General features: G+C 31.9%; 14 protein-coding genes. 13 read left to right on the top strand and 1 reads right to left on the bottom strand.

Annotated features, from left to right (window positions below):
* Window positions 1–797: 797 nt before the first annotated feature.
* Window positions 798–2,927 carry a peptidase domain-containing ABC transporter gene (locus tag BM153_RS01520; protein WP_143088255.1) on the bottom strand — a complete coding sequence of 710 codons (2,130 nt, stop codon included), beginning with the start codon at window positions 2,925–2,927 and terminating at the stop codon, window positions 798–800.
* 538 nt (window positions 2,928–3,465) lie between these two features.
* On the opposite strand from BM153_RS01520, the gene BM153_RS13580 reads away from it, so the two are divergent.
* From BM153_RS13580 to BM153_RS01455, 13 genes are all read left to right on the top strand, one after another.
* The gene (locus tag BM153_RS13580) at window positions 3,466–6,210 is read left to right on the top strand and encodes an HD domain-containing phosphohydrolase (protein ID WP_177205532.1); all 2,745 of its coding nucleotides are present in this window, start codon (window positions 3,466–3,468) and stop codon (window positions 6,208–6,210) included.
* A 2-nt stretch (window positions 6,211–6,212) separates the two neighbouring features.
* The gene (locus BM153_RS01510) at window positions 6,213–7,130 is read left to right on the top strand and encodes a mechanosensitive ion channel family protein (protein WP_092870047.1); all 918 of its coding nucleotides are present in this window, start codon (window positions 6,213–6,215) and stop codon (window positions 7,128–7,130) included.
* A 239-nt stretch (window positions 7,131–7,369) separates the two neighbouring features.
* Window positions 7,370–8,137 carry a hypothetical protein gene (locus tag BM153_RS01505; RefSeq protein WP_092870045.1) on the top strand — a complete coding sequence of 256 codons (768 nt, stop codon included), beginning with the start codon at window positions 7,370–7,372 and terminating at the stop codon, window positions 8,135–8,137.
* A gap of 39 nt (window positions 8,138–8,176) precedes the next feature.
* Window positions 8,177–9,814 carry an ATP-binding response regulator gene (locus BM153_RS01500; RefSeq protein ID WP_092870043.1) on the top strand — a complete coding sequence of 546 codons (1,638 nt, stop codon included), beginning with the start codon at window positions 8,177–8,179 and terminating at the stop codon, window positions 9,812–9,814.
* A 4-nt stretch (window positions 9,815–9,818) separates the two neighbouring features.
* Window positions 9,819–10,115, top strand: a complete 297-nt coding sequence (locus tag BM153_RS01495; RefSeq protein ID WP_092870041.1) for a hypothetical protein — start codon at window positions 9,819–9,821, stop codon at window positions 10,113–10,115.
* 156 nt (window positions 10,116–10,271) lie between these two features.
* A complete protein-coding gene (locus tag BM153_RS01490; protein ID WP_092870039.1) occupies window positions 10,272–10,481 on the top strand; it encodes a cold-shock protein in 210 nt (69 codons plus the stop codon).
* Window positions 10,482–10,718: 237 nt separating this feature from the next.
* Window positions 10,719–11,129 carry a Fur family transcriptional regulator gene (locus BM153_RS01485; protein WP_092870037.1) on the top strand — a complete coding sequence of 137 codons (411 nt, stop codon included), beginning with the start codon at window positions 10,719–10,721 and terminating at the stop codon, window positions 11,127–11,129.
* Between the two features lies 1 nt (window position 11,130).
* Window positions 11,131–11,820 (top strand): metal ABC transporter ATP-binding protein, encoded by a 690-nt coding sequence (locus BM153_RS01480; RefSeq protein ID WP_092870035.1) that lies wholly within the window; start codon window positions 11,131–11,133, stop codon window positions 11,818–11,820.
* A gap of 14 nt (window positions 11,821–11,834) precedes the next feature.
* Window positions 11,835–12,686 carry a metal ABC transporter permease gene (locus BM153_RS01475; protein WP_092870033.1) on the top strand — a complete coding sequence of 284 codons (852 nt, stop codon included), beginning with the start codon at window positions 11,835–11,837 and terminating at the stop codon, window positions 12,684–12,686.
* A 120-nt stretch (window positions 12,687–12,806) separates the two neighbouring features.
* Complete coding sequence (srtB, locus tag BM153_RS01470; RefSeq protein ID WP_092870031.1) at window positions 12,807–13,625, top strand: class B sortase; 819 nt, start codon at window positions 12,807–12,809, stop codon at window positions 13,623–13,625.
* A gap of 2 nt (window positions 13,626–13,627) precedes the next feature.
* Window positions 13,628–14,737 (top strand): LCP family protein, encoded by a 1,110-nt coding sequence (locus tag BM153_RS01465; protein WP_092870029.1) that lies wholly within the window; start codon window positions 13,628–13,630, stop codon window positions 14,735–14,737.
* A gap of 102 nt (window positions 14,738–14,839) precedes the next feature.
* The gene (locus tag BM153_RS01460) at window positions 14,840–15,559 is read left to right on the top strand and encodes a hypothetical protein (protein ID WP_092870027.1); all 720 of its coding nucleotides are present in this window, start codon (window positions 14,840–14,842) and stop codon (window positions 15,557–15,559) included.
* A gap of 7 nt (window positions 15,560–15,566) precedes the next feature.
* Window positions 15,567–16,712 carry a glycosyltransferase family 4 protein gene (locus BM153_RS01455; protein WP_143088254.1) on the top strand — a complete coding sequence of 382 codons (1,146 nt, stop codon included), beginning with the start codon at window positions 15,567–15,569 and terminating at the stop codon, window positions 16,710–16,712.
* Window positions 16,713–16,715: the final 3 nt, after the last annotated feature.

Here is a 16,715-nt window from a genome sequence, read left to right as displayed (position 1 = left end):
TATCTTCTTATCTTGGTAAAAAAGTAAGTAAAATCGCATATTTTTTGCATTTTAAAAAAAGTATTGTATCTTTGATACAAGCTTATTAATAAGTATTCAGTGTTATTCATTTCTATTAATAAATATAAGTCAAATTTTGATTTTTATATCAATTAATTTCTCGATTTTTAATTTATTTTATATACAGTTAAGAGTAATTTAATTAATTGATGACATTAATCTCACAGTTCAACAAATCAAACATAAATTTATACTTAATAATTAATATAATTCTTGTTTATAAAAAATATCAACAAATGTGGTTGACTTCTTTAATAATTATGATACAATTGATTTTGTATTAGGTTATTACTAATGTTGAGTGGACTATTTTAATGAGGAGGTGTTAAGCTTGAAGAAAGTTACTGTAGCAGAGGCTAAGAAGGTTAACGGCGGAAGAAGAAGAGTTTGGCCAAAAGTTTGATTCTTAGACTAATTAATTTAATACTTTAAAAGTGGTAAAGGACGATGTTAACAGCATCGTTCTTTTTTTTGAACGCAGTGTAAGCAATCCCTCGCTTCAAAAGCGTAAGCTATAAGCGGGGGGTATAAGCTCACTAGTGTCAGAAGGGGTTAAAGCCCCTTCTGACAGGTGGCACAAAGTGCCACTGCGTTCATGAGGAAGTAGCGAAGCGGATTCCGAATGTCCGCTTTAATCCTTTAAGGGTTTTTTTTTAATCGTCAAACAGTACTCAGTTTCATATAAAAAAACTTTCCTGACAAATTTAAACCTTGCCAAGAAAGTAAATTATTTTTTGTTATCTGTTATCATTTAAATTGACCATATCTGCGTATAAACCACCGCTGGCCAACAAGTCTTCTCTATGGCCAAATTCACCAACCTGACCATCGTTTAATACCAGAATATCCTTGCAAAAAACAAGGGTATGGAGCCTGTGAGCAATTATTATTTTTATAGGTATATTAGAACTCTCAATGGCTGAAATAACCTTGTTTTCCGTCATAATATCAAGATTACTTGTGGATTCATCCATAATAAGTATATCAGGTTCTTTTATCAATGCCTTGACTATAGAAAGCCTTTGCTTTTCTCCGGATGAGAGATTAGCAGCATTTTCTTCGACTATCATATTTAAGCCAAAAGGATCTTCCTCAAAAAAGTCACCCATGCCAACAAGGTATAAAAGATCGATTATCTTTTGTTCATCAATATCTTCTTTTCCAAATGTCAGATTATTATATAAAGTATCCTGAAACCAGTAATCATTTTGTGAAACATAGGCGATTCTGTTTCTTATTTCACTTAGAGGAAAATTCATCATATCCTCGCCATTTACAAGAATTTCACCTTCTACCGGCTGAAAAAATCCCATTATAAGTTTTGCTAGGGTTGTTTTTCCGGAGCCGCTTAAACCAACAATTCCAAGGGTATCACCTTGAGAGATATTAAAGTTAATGTCATTTAAAACAGGGTCACGCATTCCATATTGGAAGGTCATGTTTTTAAATTCCAGACTTTTAATTTTATCAAGAGTTTTATTTCCCCTGTCAGCTTCCGGGTCCTGAGCGCAGATATCATTTAATCTGTCAATGGAAAGCATCGAGTCTTGTAGCTCATTTTGATTTTGCATAAAAGTTTTAACTGGTCTGAAAATATAATCTATTAAGATATAAGACCACATAAGATTACCAATGGAAAGGGTATTGTTTATTACTGCCAGTCCACAATACAAAAGGGACATGACCATTCCAAAATCAAGGAAAAATCTGACAATATTTTCCTGTCTTTTCTTTTCAAAATAGCTTTTATATTGCTCGTTTTGGTATTGAATTTGCCTCAATCTAAGTTGCTCACCAAAATATTTATAGGCAGCATAGTTTTTTATGGTTTCAATGCCTCGAAAAACCTGTTCCATCAGGGAAATAAAAGAAGCATGTTGTGAAAACTTCTTCCTGTTTAAAAGGTTTAATTTTTTTATCCTCATAAATACCACCGATAGTGACAGGGCAATTGTTCCAACAATAACCAGGAGAATGGAGGGATTTACTTTTATTAAAATAATTAAAGCAAAAATACCCATTATGGCATCAATAATTACATTAATACCGGATTCATACATGACAGTTTTAATATATTCAAATTCCTGGAAACGATTAAGCATTTCCCCTGGAGTCCTGGTTACAAAATAGTTTAAAGGCAGGGTAATCATGTGAGATAAGCTTTCATATAGTAATTCTACATCCAAAAATTTATTGATGGTTACAGAAAGATTCTGTCGTAAAAAGGTTAGTAGAAAAATCAGAATAAATAACCCACAGGTGACCGCCGCAGCAAGGTACATATTAAAATGATTGGCATCCGGTATAAGAAAGTCAACTAAAACAGAGTAGTAGTAGCTGGCTAAAATACTTATTACAGATATAAATGCTGTTACTGAAAACAGGAATACCAAAGAATGTATAGTTTTTTGAGAAATTTTAATAGAATATTTCTCCTTTTCTTCTTTGACGAAGTTTTCATTGGGTTTCATCATCATACAATATCCAGTCCATATGTTTTCAAACTCTTTGACGGTATATTTAATGATACCTAAAGCCGGGTCTCCTACAACCACATATTTGTCGTTGGCTTCGTAAACAATGGAAAAATGTTGCAGGGAATTGTCGACAATTGTATGTACAATTGCCGGATAAGTAAATTCTTCCGTATACATATCCTTGATTTGTGCTTCATAGATTTCAGCATCAAAATTTAAGGCCTGGGCGGCAACACTAAGGCTATATATGCTGTTTCCATTAATATCTGTTTTAGCCAGATTTCTAACCTTGTGAACAGCAATATTGCTTCCGTACATTCTGCATATTGATGCAATGCAGGCAACACCGCAATCCTTTTCATCATGCTGTAAAACTAGTTTCTTTTTCAAAATTCTTCCTCCATTTTTGTGCAAATTAGCAAATTTTTTAAAAAGATACAGATAAATCGTCACTATTTGTACTTATTAGTAAAATTATTAATTATGATGAATTTTATTCATAACTGCATACTGACAATATACATAATTGATTATTTTTTAGGGGATTCTAAACATAAAAACCCCTTAGACTATTTAATAATAAGAAAAATAAGTCGATAATTCTCATAGTGATTAACATATGAATGTTTTTACAAATAATAATTGCAAAATTCTTCTATTTAGTGTATTAATATTTATGGTTATACTATTATTGAAAAAAAGCAATATGTATGTTTTGCCAATAAAATGCAATATATATTATACTTAAATCACAAATAAATGTCGAATTATTTATAGTCGATTTGTGTATATTAATTAGTAAATATGATTTTGAGATATTTGTAAGGGGGATTTTAGAATAAATTATTTATTACCACAATAATTGATTATTTTAAGGGAGTGAAAAATGTGAAAAAAATTGTAATTTTTGAAAAAGGAGACCTTCATTATGAGTAAAAGACTCCCGGTCGGCTGGATATTATTTATCATAGGAATTATCCTTATTATAATAAATTTTGCCTTTAAATTTTTTAATCCTGAATATGACTATGGAAAAGGTATACATAAGGCTGATTTTTCTTCTGTAGCCTATCAGGATTTTAATATGGATAAGTCTTATCTAGCAGTTAATGATAATTATGAAAGAGTTTATATAATTGATTATGAACATAATAAAATTAAAAGCATCATTGAAAGTTCTGATGTCAATGGTGTTTTTAAAGATGTTTCCGAAAAGAAATCTGAGGATTATGATATTGAGTTGAAAGTAAATCTAAATGATATTACTTTTGATGAGAACGACTATCTTTATGTTTATCTTAATACAACAGATGACACTGCCGCAGTTCGTGGGGAATACATTTTTAAATTTGATATTGACGGAAAACTGATTGACCAATACACCTGTTATGAGGATTTTTCCGAGGAAGCCAGCAGGTATAGCGAGTCCTTATATGGAATTCATGTATTACAGGATAATATTTATTATCTGGAATATTTTGAAGAAGATGGGGTACTTGCTTCTAAAGTCATGTCCATGAATGGCGATTCTACACCTAATCAGATTGGTCAATATGAGCATAAAGATTTATCTGCTGATAACTACATTAAGGATTGTACTTTTTATAATATTGAAGATAATTCTACAAGAAAAATTAACAATGGTTATATTATTACATGGGCAGATGGAGAAATCGGAAAATATACGGTCAGTGGAGATTATCATATTGCAAAACAGTTTGACTATTCCGTAGATAATGAAAATGATGATAACATCAATCCGGTTACTGCACTTTATAATGATGAAAAATATTACATTCTTGATGGAATGGGCTCTGATAAGATTTATGAATATGATACAAAAAGCGGAAAACTAAACTTGTTTTTTAATGTCAGAGAAGCCTGGAAAGAAGAGGGCAAAGAGTTTGAAAATGATGATTTGTATTACGATCAGCTAATAAAATCAGCAATTACAGATATAAGATTTGAAAAAATAAATACAGATGATGGAGTTGTCAAGTTTTTGGGAATTTCAGGAATGGATGCAGATTCCTGTTTTATAAAAGATTTAGACAGCAATAATACACAAGAAGGCACAACAAAGCTAAAAAGTAATTTTAAGTTACCTTTTAATTTGTGTTTTTTGAATTTTATAAAGAATTTTTGCGGAGTATTAGGAAATATTATAACCGCAATGGGACTTTTATGGGTAATAGTATTTACCATAAGAAATAACTTCACAATTAGAAATAAATTGCTTGTAATAATAATTCCTTTGGTTATGCTTTTGTTTATAGCCTTAGATTTGGTAGTTACATATACAATTGATATTAATTACAGTAAAAAGCTGGATGACGAATCAATTGCCATTTCCGAGATGATAGAATCGCATCTGGATATGGATACTGTTTTAAAACTGAGAGCGACAGATGCTTTTAACGGTGACAGTATTGTTGAATTATCAAACGATATGAATGGGGTTATATATGATGATAACAGTAATATTAATTATGACAATATTTCTGTAAATATCTATGCATACAACAGCAAAACCGGAGTTAATCCAATTATTTACAACAGCGACGGAATATCCTATCTTGAAACATTTTATTATAAAAAGATAGATACTTTAAAAAATCAGGAGGAAAAGACTCCTTCACTGGTAAATTATTTTATTAACAGATTAAAGAATATTCTGGGAATTTATGTTCCGTCAACTATAGAAGCAGTTGGTGATCAGGGCGTTTGTTATCTGGTTTCTTCATCTACGGCTACTTCATCTTATGAAGATGTTATTAAATTTTTGAAAGATGGGGACAAAATTGTCGCCATATTGGATGTTTCGGCAAACAAAAAGGCTATTAGTGAAGATATCAGATCAATTCAAAATAGCATTACAAGTATTACTCTGTTTTCTCTTGTAGCATTGGTTTCATTCATAATATTCTTTTCAAATTATATTGGCGGTTATGTTGCAAGGACAAGTGATGCCATTACTAATATTGCAAACGGAGATTTTAGCGCTCGTGTAACCAAGATAACCAATGACGAGTTAGGTAAGATAAGTATTGGCGTTAACGAAATGGCTAAGCAGATTGAGCAAATGTTTAACGACCAGGAAAAATTCTCCCTTCAGGCAATTGAGGCATTGGTAGGTACCATTGATGCAAAAGACACCTATACCAATGGTCATTCCGTAAGGGTTGCCCAGTATTCAAGAGAAATAGCTAAAAGAAGCGGAAAAAATGAAAAAGAACAGCTGGTTGTTTATTATGCCGGCTTGCTTCATGACATAGGAAAAGTAGGTATTCCGGACGGTATTATAAATAAGGTTTCAAGACTTACTGATGATGAATATGATATTATTAAAACCCATCCGGTTATCGGTTATGAAATTTTAAACAAACTGTCCAATCTTGGAGATATACCGGAAGGTGCCTATTCTCATCACGAAAGACTTGATGGTAGAGGTTATCCAAGGGGATTAAAAGGGGATGAAATACCTGAAATTGCCCGCATAATAGGAGTTGCAGATGCCTATGATGCCATGACTTCCTCAAGAAGTTACAGGGCGGCTATGCCTCAGGAAAAAGTTAGAACTGAAATGATTAGAGGCATGGGCACACAGTTTGATCCTCAATTTGCAGAAATTATGCTTGAGATTGATAACGAAAGAGAATGGAAGGTTAAATAAAAATGAATTTTAAGTCATTTATTTTGGCATCTATAAGTAATGCTGATTCTATTTCAGATGTTACAGATGCCGCTAAAGAATTGACAGATGTTTCTGAAAATACAAAAATGTTGGAAAAATATATCCAATCCATAACTCCCCATGTAATTAATTTTATTATCAACCTGATTCTGGTTGTAATTGTATTTTTAATCGGACGCAAGGTAATTACAATAATAAGAAATATTGTCAGAAAATCTCTCGAAAAAAGCAATGTTGACATAGGGGCAGAGCAGTTTTTAGATTCTACCCTTAAAATAGTTTTATATTTTATTTTATTTGTAATAATAGGAAGCAGCTTCGGACTAACTGCATCTACTGTAGTTGCTTTGTTAGGCTCCTTTGGTGTTACCGTTGGTCTTGCCCTTCAAGGTGGTCTTGCTAACTTTGCAGGAGGGATTATTCTGCTTTTGATAAAACCCTTTAAAGTTGGAGACTATATTAAATCCACAACTACCAACCTGGAAGGAACAGTAGAGGAGATACAGTTTTTCTATACAAAACTTCTAACTGTAGAAAACATCATGCAGGTAATACCAAACGGTGTTTTGGCTGATAATAGTATTATCAACTATTCCAATGAAGAAAAAAGAATGATTCGTCTTAGAGTTCCGGTTGCTTATAACAGTGATATAAAACATGTGAAAAATGTTATAAGGAGTGTTTTAGATAACGAAAAAAGGATTTTAAAAGATGAAGCAGTAAAAATTGTCCTTGATGAATATGGTGACAGTGCTATGATTATTGAAGTGAGAGCTTTTGTAAAGACACCGGATTTTTTTGAAACAAAGTGGAGTCTTTTGGAGATAATAAAAGAAGAATTTGATAAAAATTCTATAGAAATTCCATATAATAAGCTGGACATAAATATAAAAAAATGATAAATTATTGTTAAAAGTTTATAAAGTGTCAGATAACTCCTGAATTTGCCTGGAAAAATGCCGATAACAAAAATAGGATATTGGAGGCTTATGACTAAAAAAGGATTGTTCTTTTCTTAGTTATTTGGCATATAGAATGGATATTATTGATTGAAATTATTTAATTTCTACTTTTTAGGATAAGGGTCTAAATATTGAGAAAATATTTCGGATGCCTGAATGTGAAGGAGGGAATCGATATGGCACTTACAGTATCAACAATGTCAGATTCTTCTAGTGTAAGTACATTATTTTCAGGTTTAGGTAAAAATAATTATACCTCTAAGAGGACAAATTCATCTCAAAATGATGATTTTAGTTTAAGTATGTACGGTTCACTTAGAAACGGCAGTTATCGTAAGCTGGTTAAGGCATATTATGCTAAAGAAACCAAGACATCTCAGTCCGTTACCTCAGATGATAAGACGGCTACTAAGAATTCTTATGCAAAACTTAAAACAGATACATCAAATTTAAAAACTGTAGCTGATTCCTTGGCTTTTAATTCAAGTCTTTTTGACAAGAAAGAAGTTACAAAAGAGGATGGCACTACTGAATCAGAATATGATATGGATACTCTATACAGTAAAGCCAAAAGTTTTGTGGAATCCTATAATTCATCACTTGAAGACTTTGATAAAATCAATAACAGCAGGATGTTACAGCAAGGCGTATTTATGACAAAAGCTACCAAAACTTTTGAAGCGCAGCTTAAGAAAATCGGAATTACCATTGGAGAAGAAAACAAGCTTTCCATAGACGAGAAAACCTTCAAAGAAGGAAGTGTCCATGATGTTAAAGCATTGTTTTACGGCTCAGGTTCCTATGCATCCAAAATAGGTAATTACGCATCTAAAGTTGAAGGCTATGCTGCCACTGCAGTTAGTAAGATTTCAGGTCTTTACACAAATGAAGGAAGTTATTTGAAAGGACTGAACAGCACAAGTGTAATAGATGCATATTTCTAAATTAGAATTTAAGCAAAGAGATTTTGGAGAACAGAGAAGTTGAAAAATAAGGGTGATATGAAAAATAAGGCTTTTTATGTTAATGATAGCATAATAAAAGCAGTGAAGAATATTTATTCAGTTGCCTTAGTGGCAAATGTAACTGATGACGTTTTCTCTACTTTGTTTATAAAAAGTAAGAGGCGAATGCCAATTGATTTAATAACAACGAAAAGTTATAGTGAAGCATATTTTAAAATTAAAGATTTAATATATCAGGGTGATATTTTTAAGTATGAGGAATTATATCATCCTGATTTTGTTGCCCAGAATATTGAGCAAAAGAAAATTAATGGTGATAAGGCTTTAAGAGTTAAATATTCCGATGGAGAATACCATTGGATATCGGTAAATATGGTTAAAATGGAAACCAATAAAAATACCTCCACCATTATTTTCATTTTTATTAAAAACAGTGATCGTGAAAAGAAAGTTGAAAGCCAGATAAGAGAAGCTATATACGAGATGGAATACAAGAGATATATTGAATTCCAGGGCTATAAAAATATTTCTCACGAACTGCGTACCCAGCTTAGTAGTATACGAGGACTTGCGGATATATTAAGAAACGAAGAAAATATAAGCCCTCAAAATAAAAAGCGCATTTCTGATATTTTACAGGCATCAGATAAATTAAAAAACCTGTTGGATGACATAAAAACCATGTCATTACTTGCAAATAAGGAATGCAAGGTAAAAAATGAGATAGTCAGACTGGATCATCTTTTAGATGAATTAAAAAGTACTGTTATGCCTTCTGTTTTGTCAAAAAAAATACATTTTTTCATAGATTTATCAGAGTTAAAGGCTGAAAGTTTTATTGGTGACTATGATAAAATATATACAATTATTTATAATCTGGTGTCTAATGCAGTGAAATATACCAGAGAAGGTGGTAATGTACAGGTAAGCATAGTTTCAACAGAAACTGACAGTGGTAATGTTGCTTTTAGATATACAGTTAAGGATAATGGAATAGGTATGAGTAATGAATATTTGAAAAATGATATTTATAATATTTATTCCACAGATGCCATGTATAAAAGCTACGGAGATAAAGGCGTGGGCTTAGGATTAGCTGTTGTTAAAAATCTTGTAAGCCTTTTGGGAGGCAGACTTTCAATTACAAGCCAGATAGGTAAAGGAACTTGTGTAGTTGTCGAACTTGAAAACAAAGCATTTAAAGAAATGAAAATTGAAACAACCATAGAAAAGTTTGGGGATTCTTTCGTTAATGTTCAATATTCTTTCAAGGGAAGCAGACTTTTAGTGGTAGAAGATAATGTGGTTAATATGGAAATTATTTCTACAATTTTGAATTCTGCCAATATTGAAGTTATTCCGGCTTACAATGGATACGAGGCAGTTTCAATATACAAAAAATCTGAAAAAGGTTATTTTGATGCCATAATAATGGATTTACAGATGCCGGTAATGGACGGTTATGAAGCAAGTCAGATTATCAGAAATCTTGCCAGAAGGGATGCAATAAGTATTCCAATTATAGCTGTTACGGCGTATAGTTATAAAGATGATTCAATGAATGCATCAGAGTATGGAATAGATCGTTTTGTTATGAAACCTGTTGTTCCGGAAAGATTGTTTGATGTTCTTTCCGAATATCTTGAAAAAAGGTGATTACATGAATGAAGAAATAAAAAGAAAAGATCTTTTTAGTATTCCCTTTTATAAACTGGAAGTTTTTACCGGAAGCTTTAAGGGAATGAATTATAAAATTGCAAAAGAAACTGTAGAAGACAAGGACCTGTTTGGAGTTTATATCTGGAAAGGTCCCCTTTCTTTTGACAAAACTTCAGAGGAAAAGATTAGAAGTGAATATGAATTTACTTCTGAAGGACTTGATTTGATTTGTGATTATTTGAATTTATATTATTCAGAAAATAAAGAAAAATTTGAAAATGTACCTTTTAGTATGTGAAGCGTATTTAATTTTCAAAAACTTCCTGCTTTTTTTCTAAATTACTTGACTAATTATATGGTAAATGCTATCATCTTTTTGATGTTTTATATATATTTTAACTAAATTTTAGATATAGTATAGAATATTTAAAAAATATGATGGAGGTACATGAAAATGAACGAAGGTACAGTTAAGTGGTTTAATGCGAAAAGAGGTTATGGTTTTATCACCAACGAAGCCGGAGAAGATGTATTTGTACATTTTTCAGCAATTGTTTGTGAGGGATACAAGACTTTGGAAGAAGGTCAGAAGGTGACTTTTGATGTTCAATCAGATCCTGATGACTGCCATAAACTTAAAGCTGTAAATGTTGTTGCCGCTTGACATTTTCTTTGCAAGTAATATAAAGATATAAAATCTTTAATATATATTGAATTATTGCAAATTACCCCTTAGGATTTTTTCTTAAGGGGTATTTTTTTGGGTTAAATATAGAAAAAATTTGCAAAACATTTGCATATACTATTGACTTTTAATTTAAATTTATTATATTATAAGACGATTTCTAATGTACTGTTTACAAAGAATACGCTAATCAAAATATATAAGAAAGGCGCCGGAATGAGAAAAGAATATTCTACAAAATCAAGAAAAATAATTCTGGAGTATATGGAAAATAACAAGGATAAGCATTTTACTGCTGCTGATATAAATGATTATTTGTCTAAAAATAATATCAGTATAAATCTTGCAACAGTTTATAGAAATTTAGATAAATATACTGAAGAGGGTTTATTGATGAAATATAAATCTTTAGACGGAAAGAGTTTTTTATATCAGTTTATTAATAAAGATAGTAAATGTTTTAATCATCTTCATATGCAATGTAAAAATTGCGGAAAAATAATACATATGGAGTGTGATTTTATGGAAGACATCTCGACTCATTTATATAATCATCATGGGTTTAAATTAAGCTGTGATGGTTCTGTATTAATGGGGATTTGTAAAGAATGTGAAAGGAACTTGTAAAATGTCACTATTAAAAGCCAGTAAGTTAAATGTGGGTTATGATAAAAAAGTTATTGTACATGACCTTGATTTTTGCGTAAATGAAGGGGATTATCTATGTATATTGGGATCAAACGGAGCGGGAAAAAGCACCCTTATGAAAACAATTGCAGGACTTATTCCAAAGGTTTCAGGACAGCTTGATATAAACAATTTCGTAAAAAGGGTAGGGTATTTGCCGCAGCAGTCCATTGTTCAGAAGGATTTTCCTGCTTCTGTATATGAGGTGGTTATATCAGGGTGTATTTCCGGATTAGGCCTTAGACCTTTTTTTAATAAAAAAGAAAAAGAAACTGCTTACATGAATATGAAAAGAACAGGAATTTATGAATTGAAGAATAAATGCTACAGAAATCTTTCCGGTGGACAGCAACAAAGGGTACTCCTTGCAAGGGCACTTTGTTCTGCCTCCGGATTATTAATGTTAGATGAGCCGGTTAACGGTCTTGACCCTAAAGCAGCAAAGGATATGTATGAATTAATTGCCGGTTTAAACAAGGAAGGCGTTGCTATAATAATGGTTTCTCATGATGTGAAATCTGCTTTACAATATCCCAGCCATATTCTTCATTTGGGAAAGGAACATAAACAGCTGTTTTTTGGAAGCATAAAGGATTATGAAAATACCGGTTATTTAGAAAAATTAGGATAAGAAGGGACAAAAAAATGAATAATCTGATTTCTCAACTAAATTATTACTTTGAATATCCATTTGTCAGATATGCCTTTGTGGTGGGGACATTGGTTGCATTATGTTCTTCCTTAATGGGAACCACGCTGGTTTTAAAAAGATATTCATTTATTGGAGATGGTCTTTCTCATGTTGCCTTTGGAGCAATGGCAGTAGCATCAGTTTGTAATCTGACAAATAATACCCTTTTAGTTATGCCTGTAACCATAATAAGTGCCATTTTTTTATTAAAAGGAAAACAAAACTCAATAATTAAGGGTGATGCAGCTATAGCAATGCTTTCAGTAGGCTCACTGGCTTTGGGATACATGTTATTAAATGTTTTTTCTACTTCCACCAATCTTTCAGGAGATGTTTGTTCTACTCTTTTTGGCTCCACAAGCATATTAACATTAAAAAAAGAGGAAGTAATTGTGTGTCTGGTACTTTCAGTTATAGTTATTTTTATATTTATTCTATTTTACAATAAGATATTTGCAGTTACTTTTGATGAGGATTTTGCAAAGGCATCAGGAGTTAACACGGAAAAGTATAATTTATTGATAGCAATAGTAATAGCTATTATAATAGTACTTGGAATGAACCTTGTAGGTTCTTTGTTGATTTCTGCACTTATTGTATTTCCGGCACTTTCCGCTATGAGAATACAAAAAAATTTTAAAGCAGTAGTGATATGCTCAGCAGTAATATCAGTGCTTTGTGCCGTATTGGGAATGTTGATATCTATTGTATATTCAACACCGGTAGGGTCAACCATTGTATCCTGCGATATAGCAGCATTTATTATATGCTATTTTTTTGAAAGAATATTCAGGTTTTCCAGATAGCCGATAATTGTTTATAAAAAATTTATTTTTGTCTGCTTTTTATAAAAAAAATATAAATATTAAAGCTATTAATCCGATAAACAATATGGTGACTAATATATGCTTTTTGGGTAATGTTGTATGAAAAAAATTAAAAAAAAATACTGGGCAGCAGGCATAATTGCCTGTCTGATAATTGTATTTACGGCATCAGCTTCATTTATGGTAAAGGAATTAAGCAAGAAAAAAGAATTGCAGACTTACGTTGAAATGTCTGAAAAAACGAAGGCTAAAGATATTAGCAAAGATGAAGATTTTTCTGTAAAGAAGACTGAAAAGACAACTGCTTTTATTCCGGAAAAAGACATAAATTGGGATGAACTAAGAAAAAAGAATAAAGATATTTATGCCTGGATTTATATTCCGGATGTTAATATAGATTATCCTGTTTGTCAGCATGATTCTGATAATGAATATTATTTAAATCACAATCTTGATGGAAGTAGTGGTTTGCCGGGAGTTATTTACAGCGAAAATTATAATTCAAAGGATTTTTTGGATGTTCATACTCTTTTGTATGGTCATAATACAAAAGACGGAAGTATGTTTTCAGCTTTACATGATTTTGAGGATGAAAATTTCTTTAACAAAGAAGAACATTACATTTATATCTATACATCGCAATTTAATTATGTATACGAAATTTTTGCTGCATATATATATAATGATGAGCATCTTATATTAAACTATGATTTAGACAATGAATATGTTTATGAGCAATATATTAAGGATATATATACTGTATCAGATAAGGGCTATGGAAAAGCAAATATAAAAAATGATATAACGGTCACCAAAGAAAATAAAATAATAACCTTATCAACATGTCTGGACGGAGAAAGTGACGGTTACAGATATCTGGTAACGGGAGTACTAAAAAATGAGCCAAAGGATGATTAAGAATGTTAGATACAGAAGATACAGTTGAGAAAAAAAAGCTAAGCATTGGAGCAATAACCTTTATTTCCGTGCTTGCCATTATTTTCATAATTATCGGAGTTTTAAGCATTATGAAGACAATGGGTAAAAAAGAGCTTACTGCATCAATATCAGGGGATAAAGAGGTAAACATTGGAAGTGCCATTACCCCGGATGAAAAAGATGAAGAAAGTGATAAATCAAAACAGATATTATATGATGGAAAAAAATATACTTTAAACGATGAACTTATTTCTATTCTTGTAATGGGAATTGACAAGGAAACGGTAACTGAGATTGGAGGACAAAGCTGGGATGCGAATTCTACAGGGGTTAATACCGGTGGTCAGGCAGATGCCTTGTTTTTAATGTTAATAAATCCTCATGATGAAAATGTGTATATTGTTGCAATAAACAGAAATACAATGGCAGATATAGATGTCTGGGATAATGAAGGCAGATATATGGGGGTCAGCAAAAAGCAGATTGCCCTTCAGCATGGATATGGAGATGGGGGAACAGAAAGCTGTGAAAGACAAGTTAAGGCTGTTTCCAGACTCTTTCATAATATACCTATTACTTCTTATGTTGCCATTAGTATGGACGCTATTCCGGCTTTAAATGATGCTGTGGGAGGCATAGATGTAACGGTACTTGATGATATTATTTATCCTGAATACAATATGGATTTACATTGTGGTGACAATGTTACTTTGATGGGAGAGCAGGCCTATTGGTATGTACGACTTAGAAATGAAAATATATTCAATTCCAATGAATTAAGATTACAAAGACAAAAGCAATATTTAACATCTTTTGCGGCTAAAGCCAAAAGTTTATCTGCATCAGATGTTAGAGTAGCTGTAGATTTATACAAAAAAGTATCAGATTACATGGTTACAGATATAGACTTAAACAGTTTTACCTATCTTGTTACAGATGCCCTGAATTTTGAATTTCAATCTAAAAATATATATTCTTTAAAGGGAGAAGTGGTTCAGGGAGCACAATTTGAAGAATTTTATGCCTACGACAACTATTTGCAGGATTTAATTATCAAGCTGTTTTATGAAGAGGCAGATGACAGCAAATAATAAAGTGAATAATTATGGATAAAGTTTGATAAAAAAAGTCGATATATTAGATGGGAAGACCATTGGAGTCTTAATCCCGGAAATATAAAGGAGGAGACAATTTTGAAAAAGAAAATCTTTGCTTTACTTACAGTACTGGTCTTTGTGATGGCTGAATTTCTACCGGTGCTGGCTGCAAGTCCCACAGTTCAAAATACAGACAATCCTGTCAAAAGTCAAAAAGCTACAACCTACATTAATGATATTTTAACAGGAAAGGATTACTTAAAAACTACTACGGTTCTTTCACAATATAAGCTTTCAGCTACCTCTGATACCAGAATAGAAGCTTGTAAGGTTGCAATACAAAACCTCTTGTTAAATGATTTGACAAATACCGGTTTAACTATAAACAATAATGAACTTGTTAATTCAGCTACAGACGGTAGAAAAGTAGTTACTGCAACGGCCTTAAGTATAGTGGATATTGAACCTACAACTGCTACAAAACAAAGTGACGACAAATATCATATAGCTCTTAATGTGGCAGGTATTTCCGCATCAGAAATCTATGCTATTTTACATTATAATGATTCAGGATGGGAGGTAATCTCACCGCTTACAGTAACTAAAGGAAGTATAACTTTTGCAGCTTCAGATTGTGGTACCTTTGCAGTTGTTAAATTATTGATTTCAAACAGGTCATCAGCTTCACCTTCGGTATCTTATAAATCGCCTAAAACCGGGGAGTCTAGAAATGACAGCGGGATAATTTTAATGTTTTTTGCGGTTGGAGCAGCTGCTTTTTGTGCAAAGAAATATTTTGAAAAAGAAAGTTGCTAGGATAGTCATGAAAAAAGTATTGATAGTGACTACTATTAGTGGTTTTTTATCCCAATTTGAAAGAAATGACGTAAAAATACTGGAAGAATCTGATTGTCAGATACATTATGCTTCAAATTTTAATAATCCGGTATATGAATTTGATAAAAAAGAATGGGAAAATAAGGGGGTTATTCTTCATCATATCGATATCGAAAAAAGTCCCACAAGTTTTTTTTCAAATATCAAAGCTACAATTCAAATTAGAAATATAATTGAAAAAAATGATATAGAATTACTACATTGTCATAATCCAATGGGAGGAGTTTGCGCCAGAATTGCTTCGATACTTGCAAAAAGGACTCCTTACGTAATATATACAGCTCATGGTTTTCATTTTTATAACAGGGCACCCTTAATAAATTGGCTGCTTTTTTATCCTGTTGAAAAATTTTTGGCAAGATTTACCGATCAGATAATAACCATTAACAGAGAGGATTATGAAATCGCAAAGGCCTTTAAGAAAAAATCTAATGGAAATGCGGCTAATATTCATTCAGTGGGAGTTGACGCAAATCGCTTCAGACCCCATAAGGAAACAGGTGATGTAGTTAGAAAAGAGCTTAATATTCCTGAAAACGCTTTTCATATGATAAATGCAGCAGAATTAAACGATAACAAAAATCAGATTATTGTAATTGACGCATTAGCCAGACTAAATAACGAAAATGTTTATTTTAGCATCTGTGGTAAGGGAGAAAACAAAGAAAAGCTAGAAAAATATATTGAAAAAAAAGGTCTTTCAAATAATGTCAGACTTTTAGGATATAGAAATGATATGGAAAGGGTTTTGCAAAGCGGGGATTGCTTTGTATTTCCCTCTAAGAGAGAAGGACTGGGAGTGGCAGCAGTTGAAGCTTTGCTTTGCGGTCTTCCTCTAATTGTTTCTGATAACAGAGGCACTAAAGAGTATGCAGTTCACAGGGTAAACAGTTATGTGTGTAATGTTAAAGATGTAAATTCCTTTGTAAAAGCCATAAAACTTTTTGAACAAAACCGGGAAAAGTTAAAGGAAATGTCAGAAAACTGCAGAAATTCTGCCAGATATTTTAAGGTGGATGAAGTAGAAAAAACCATGAAAAAAGTTTATGAAAAAGCATTATCTAAGATTTAATTT

The sequence above is a fragment of the Acetitomaculum ruminis DSM 5522 genome (assembly GCF_900112085.1).
Classification (GTDB): Bacteria; Bacillota; Clostridia; order Lachnospirales; family Lachnospiraceae; genus Acetitomaculum; species Acetitomaculum ruminis.
The sequence above is the reverse complement of the archived record's forward strand: the minus strand, read 5'-3'. Positions and strand labels throughout refer to the sequence as shown.